Annotated in this window: 8 protein-coding genes; 3 read left to right on the top strand and 5 right to left on the bottom strand. The window is 54.5% G+C overall.

All coding sequences use genetic code 11. The features are described 5' to 3' along the window. The first annotated feature begins 435 nt into the window (after positions 1-435). Together F1609_RS33705 and F1609_RS33710 are read left to right on the top strand one after the other, a co-directional pair. Positions 436-945 carry a hypothetical protein gene (locus tag F1609_RS33705; RefSeq protein WP_167082272.1) on the top strand — a complete coding sequence of 170 codons (510 nt, stop codon included), beginning with the start codon at positions 436-438 and terminating at the stop codon, positions 943-945. Positions 946-1,082: 137 nt separating this feature from the next. Next, on the top strand, positions 1,083-1,421 hold the full coding sequence (locus tag F1609_RS33710) for a hypothetical protein (protein WP_167082274.1): 339 nt from the start codon (positions 1,083-1,085) through the stop codon (positions 1,419-1,421). Here the strand turns inward: F1609_RS33710 and F1609_RS33715 are convergent. Together F1609_RS33715 and F1609_RS33720 are read right to left on the bottom strand one after the other, a co-directional pair. Next, entirely contained in the window at positions 1,418-1,711 is a 294-nt protein-coding gene (locus F1609_RS33715; RefSeq protein ID WP_167082276.1) for a DUF8583 domain-containing protein, read from the bottom strand. The genes F1609_RS33710 and F1609_RS33715 overlap by 4 nt on opposite strands. Then, a complete protein-coding gene (locus F1609_RS33720) occupies positions 1,701-1,865 on the bottom strand; it encodes a hypothetical protein (protein WP_167082278.1) in 165 nt (54 codons plus the stop codon). The genes F1609_RS33715 and F1609_RS33720 overlap by 11 nt, the downstream gene beginning before the upstream one ends. A gap of 190 nt (positions 1,866-2,055) precedes the next feature. Between F1609_RS33720 and mobQ the strand changes: the two genes are divergently transcribed. Then, positions 2,056-3,105, top strand: coding sequence for a MobQ family relaxase (mobQ, locus tag F1609_RS33725; protein ID WP_167082280.1), 1,050 nt, complete (start codon positions 2,056-2,058; stop codon positions 3,103-3,105). A 23-nt stretch (positions 3,106-3,128) separates the two neighbouring features. Here the strand turns inward: mobQ and F1609_RS33730 are convergent, their stop codons facing one another. The 3 genes from F1609_RS33730 to F1609_RS33740 are packed head-to-tail and all read right to left on the bottom strand — an operon-like array spanning position 3,129 to position 4,722. Beyond that, a complete protein-coding gene (locus tag F1609_RS33730; RefSeq protein WP_167082283.1) occupies positions 3,129-3,731 on the bottom strand; it encodes a hypothetical protein in 603 nt (200 codons plus the stop codon). Next, a complete protein-coding gene (locus tag F1609_RS34140; protein ID WP_187363192.1) occupies positions 3,731-4,129 on the bottom strand; it encodes an antitoxin VbhA family protein in 399 nt (132 codons plus the stop codon). The genes F1609_RS33730 and F1609_RS34140 overlap by 1 nt, the downstream gene beginning before the upstream one ends. Then, positions 4,126-4,722 (bottom strand): replication/maintenance protein RepL, encoded by a 597-nt coding sequence (locus F1609_RS33740; protein WP_167082285.1) that lies wholly within the window; start codon positions 4,720-4,722, stop codon positions 4,126-4,128. Before F1609_RS33740 ends, F1609_RS34140 begins: the two co-directional genes overlap by 4 nt. Positions 4,723-5,233 lie beyond the last annotated feature (511 nt).

A 5,233-nucleotide genomic window follows, 5' to 3' on the forward strand; every position in this document is an offset into this window, starting at 1 on the left:
CGCGGCAGCAGGCTCGATCCGGGTATGCGGGAGCCGGAAAATCTTGCATGGTAGGCAGGTGGTAGTCGATTTTTCGACATGTTGAAATTTACGGGGTCTGGTTCCTCAGGAAAAATCTCTCAATTGTGGCAGCCGGGGTGGCGGCCAGCAGTCACGCGGCTGCTGTGGTCAGAGTGTGTGCAAGCTGTGGGCAGGGCGTGTGCAACGCACAGCGTTGTGCATCCCCTGTCCATGGCTTGTGCACACGGCCCGAAGGGCTGTCCACAGCTGGAGAGCTTTAGCTGCGACCCAACGTGAAACCCGGTTAACGCGGAGGTTATTAACGCAAGCGCGAACTCGACAAACTATTTTAAAACTATGTAAGAATTATGATGCAATTATGTATTAAGAATGATACTATGCACTTCTTTACTAATAAAACTATATGGGAAGTATATGAAAACTACAGAAGATACGGTATGCGTTCTAACCGCCAATGGCTTGGAAACACTGTTGGAAGAAGGTGGTTCGCAAGCTTGGGTTCTTGACGCAAACCGAGCTAGGAAATGTCAATACGTGGTGTGTGTTCAAAATCGGGTGTCCGGGGATCGTGGCAACGCGTTAGCAGATCATCACACCGCTTTTGTGGTCGCAAAGCTTGACCGAGTTGTACATTCACAAAACCCTGGTGACGAAAAACGTTGGGTCCTCGGCTTTAGTGAATATGCAGAATTGGACGTTACTGATGCTTGGCCTGGCTATCGCAATCCGGTTTTCTATACAAACTTCCAAGAACATTTCAACCTCGATATTAGTAAGCTGGAATTTCAACCTATGCCGCCTACCGTAGAAGCTAAGCCACAAAGGCTGGTAGTAACAGGACTTACGATTGAAGAAGCGAAGGCCGGACTTGCGATCACGTTTGGAGTGAATCCATCAGTAATTGAAATCACAATCCGGGCCTAAATCGGGCTCCTATGGCGAATCGAGGGTGAGCAGATTGTAGCGCGCAAGTAGATAACATAAAAAATATCTAGATTTTCTTGCTAAATTCTAGATATCTGATACTATATCTATAGTTATCTAAATTTAAGGAATCTTCCATGGAATCTATTTTCATTCAGCTCCCCGCCTCTCTTTACACATCAATTTATGAGCGTTACCGTGAAGAAACCGGAGCAACCATTGCGGCGTGCTTGTCTAGGCTTTTGGATGTGGGAACGTCAGAGGATTTATCCTCTGATCAATCCTCTCAGTATCCAAGACCAGGTATGGGCACGAAAACGGGAAAGGTTTGGGAAATTGCCGACCGTATTTTGAAAGAAAAAGGCTCAGTAAATCGCGAAGCTGTAATCAAGGCTTGCATGGAGGAAGAGATTAATGTGAACACAGCCAGCACACAGTACTCACACTGGCGTAAGGCACAACCCTCAGTTAGTTAGCTCGCAGACTTTTCGATTGCGGCCAGGTCGAATAAGGCACGGTCATCATCTCGGGTGAGCTGTTGGCTCATCATCTCGAGCATTTTGTCTTTGGGCCATTCACCGCGCTCAATTTTGGCAAGAATGGCAGTACCGACCAGAATTTTGCGCCGGGTATCGGCGGCACGTTTTTGCTTGTTTTCAGCTGCTTTTGACCTTGCTTCCACTTTTTGTTTTAGCGCCTTGGCCTGCTTGAGTTTTTCTTCTAAGTCCTTAACTCGTTTTTGTGCTTTTTCGATATTAGCTGTCATCTGCTGCTTTCTTGGTTTTAATAGTCGGTTTTTTCTGTGGTCTTTTTCTGACTCGCGTCACAAAAATTGGTAGCTCTAGTATGCCTTGGTCTCTTTCGGAGAGAAAGCTGACCTTGACTGGCAGAGCTGGCTTTTCCGTTGGTTTTTTTGCCATGATGCTTGACTCCGCCTGTATTGGTTGATGCGGCTCATTTTAGCGGCGTAATTCCACCCCGTAAAGCCAGCTATAATGTTGGCAGCGACAGGACCCGGCCAAGAGCGAAAGCGAAGAGCAAGGGCGCACTTAGGAGTTGACTGCGTCAACTCGTGCGGTCGCTGCGCGACAAAGGCAAATACAATACCCCATGGCAATCTACCACTTCAGCGTAAAAGCGATATCGCGGTCAGCCGGTCGAAGTTCGACCGCCGCCGCCGCCTATCGCGCTGGGTGTGAGATTACCGACAAGCGGACCGGCGAGGTTCACGATTACACCCGTAAGGGTGGCATCGCCTCGACCGATCTTGTTTTGCCCGATGGTGCGCCTGAATGGGCGGCTGATCGGTCTGCGCTGTGGAACGCCGCCGAAGCTGCCGAGCGCCGCAAGGATTCATGTGTCGCGCGTGAATACGAAGTCGCTTTGCCGGATGAGCTTTCACCCGACGAGCGGCGACGGCTGGCAGTGGACTTCGCCAAGGAGATGGCGAACGCCGAAGGGTGCGCGGTTGATGTGTCGATCCACGCACCAGGTAAAGAGGGCGACAGCCGGAACCACCACGCGCATATCCTCCGCACCACTCGCAAGGTAGGACCGGAGGGATTGACGGACAAGCTCGACACAGAAAAGGCAGGGCGCAACCGCGCCGCCGACCTCGATGCAGTCCGCACCAGGTGGGCCGTGCTAACGAATGAACGCTTGCGGGAAAACGGCATCGAGGCACAGGTCGATCATCGCAGCCTGAAAGACCAGGGCATCGACCGAATACCGACAAGCCACTTGGGTATTTTCGTCACCAGCATGGAACGGCGTGGCGTTAGAACCGAAGTGGGGAAGCGCATCGAGGAAGAGGTAGGGGCCCGCTTGCTTGAAGCCCGCGCCCAGGGCATCCAAGAACGCGAGCTGGCCCAGGTCAATCGGAGCATCATCGACCTATCTGGCGACTGGGCCGCTGCCAAGCGCGAATGCAACGCGGTGGAGGTGCTCAGCAAGGGGGCCGCTGACTTCCACGCAAAGTTTATGGCTGACCGAGCGGCGAAGGCCGAAGCGGATCGTCGCGCCGAGCTGGTGCGCCAGGCGGTGGAATTCGCCCAGGGCGAAGCAAGGCGCAAGGCCGAACTGGAGAGGGCCACCAAGGAGCAGCAGCGCGAGGCGGCGCAGCCAGGTCCGAAAAAGGATGGTCCAGATTTTAGCCGCTGACTTTAGCGCGCTAAATTCCCAGGTCAGTAGCCATAGGGGATGACGAACTGTTTTTTCTTGTCCTCGCTCATCCACCCGCCTTGGAAGTCGGTTTGACCTGGCGCACTGCCCTGCTTCGGCGTGATCTGCACGCATAGTCGATCACCAGGGCCGCACGTGGACAGTTTGATCCGTCCACCACGCTTGGCGAGATCCGCGATGTTTGTCTCCAGTTCGGCTTTCTCCGATCGGAGCGCGTCGATTTCGGCGCGATCGGGCAGCGTGAAGCGGCCGATAGCGTAGTTGGTGGCCACCGCGGCCGCGCCGACCAAGATGAACACCAGGGCAAACTGCCAGGTGAGCCAGGCGCCGGCGGTGCGCACCTTGCCGGCGGCGATATCGAGGGCGCCAATAGCTGCATCAAAGCCCGTTTGAGCCGTTTTTGGGGCTTGTGCCAGGGTTTCTGTCACTGCCTTGGCTGCGGCGTCTCCTGCGGCCTTCTGGAGGCTCCGGGAGGTGTTTTGTAGTGCTTCGATGGTTGCGCTTAGCTGCGCCCGTTCTTTGGCAAGCTCGTTGAGTGCTTCAGTAGCTGCGTCTTGCTGCTTGAGCGCCATGCCATACAGTGCCCCCAGGTCTTCGGCATCCATCACAGTCCCCCCTTGGCGTGATCTGGCGAGCCTTTGACAAACTCATCAAGGCCCATGCCACCGTCGACGAAGCGGCGCATGCGATCCCGCTCTGCCTCCGATATCGTGAAGCCAGATAGCCCCACGTTGGCAAGGGCGAATTCGACAGCAGCTCGGCGGCGCTGAAGCTCTTGGGCATTTGGATCAGCTGGAACCGTCTTCCTGGAATCAAGCCAGGCGTACGCCTCATCTTCGGCATCGAAGTGGGCGAGCTGCAAAGCGTCAGCTTTATTCGCGGAAAATTCGGATGGCGGGAAGACGCCCCCGCCGACCTCGACGTCGCTCTCCAGAAGGCGCAGCCGCCAGCCGCCGCCCAGCTCGACCGGGCGCGGGAGAATTTCATAGCTGTATTCGCTCATACTGCCGCCTCGTCACGCGCTTTTTCGGCGTCGGTTTTGCCTTCCAACAGGTCGATTGTATTCGGATCCCGATTGCGCTTCGTCCGCTCGATCACTGTCGTGAAGGCCAGCCGGTCGCCATTGAAAATGAAGTTTGGATTGATGAAGTAGCGCCCTTGGCGCATGGTCTTGGCAACGATCTGAGCTTTTTCTAGCTCAGCGATCCCGCGCCTAAAAGTTGCCGAGCTAAGCCGTAAAGGCGGGTCTTTTTTCACATGCGCAGCACTGAATTCATCGAGCACGAGCACATCAAGATCAATCTCATCCTTCGCCAAAGCCTTGTTCTGAACGACCCAAAGCAAGACGCTAAACGCCTTGATCCCTGCTGCCGAGAGGTCGAAGGTCATCGCGATATTGGCCGTGAACAGCTTGACGAATTGCTCCCCATCGACCTTCTTGTAGGTCACTACATGCGTTCCGTGATGCTCCCCCGTGTCATGGTTCACCAGCACGTTCTGATCCTTGCCCAGACGGGACAGTTTGATCTGTTTCCCTTTGGCTGGAATGACCATATCTTCCAGAAATGGGTTGGTTTTAAAGCGAACGACGCTCATTTTAAGGCCTTATTTTGATAGACTGGCTCCGATTTTAGACGTTGCGCCGCTCAAAAACAAGCCATTTTTTGAGCTACCGTTTACACCCGTCTGAGCGACCGGTTAACCGATTCTGAAAACCTCACCCTTCAACCACGGGGGTTACTTCAATATCCCTTCTTAGTTCTTAATCTGGAGGGTATTTTTAGACTGCGCTCCGCGCACAAGGAAGACTGAACAGCGTGACTCGATGGCTAATGGCCGGATTCGCAGACCTTCGGCGGGATACGCCCTGCCCTGCGGGCACTCCTACCGGAGCGGGGGCTACCGCCTCACCCCGGCAAGCCGGGGCTTTGGGCACCTGCTCACCGTGATCGCCAGCCGAAACCCCGCGCCCTCTCGGGACGCGGCAGCAGGCTCGATCCGGGTATGCGGGAGCCGGAAAATCTTGCATGGTAGGCAGGTGGTAGTCGATTTTTCGACATGTTGAAATTTACGGGGTCTGGTTCCTCAGGAAAAATCTCTCAATTGT

The sequence above is a fragment of the Massilia aquatica genome (genome assembly GCF_011682045.1).
Classification (GTDB): Bacteria; Pseudomonadota; Gammaproteobacteria; order Burkholderiales; family Burkholderiaceae_D; genus Telluria_A; species Telluria_A aquatica.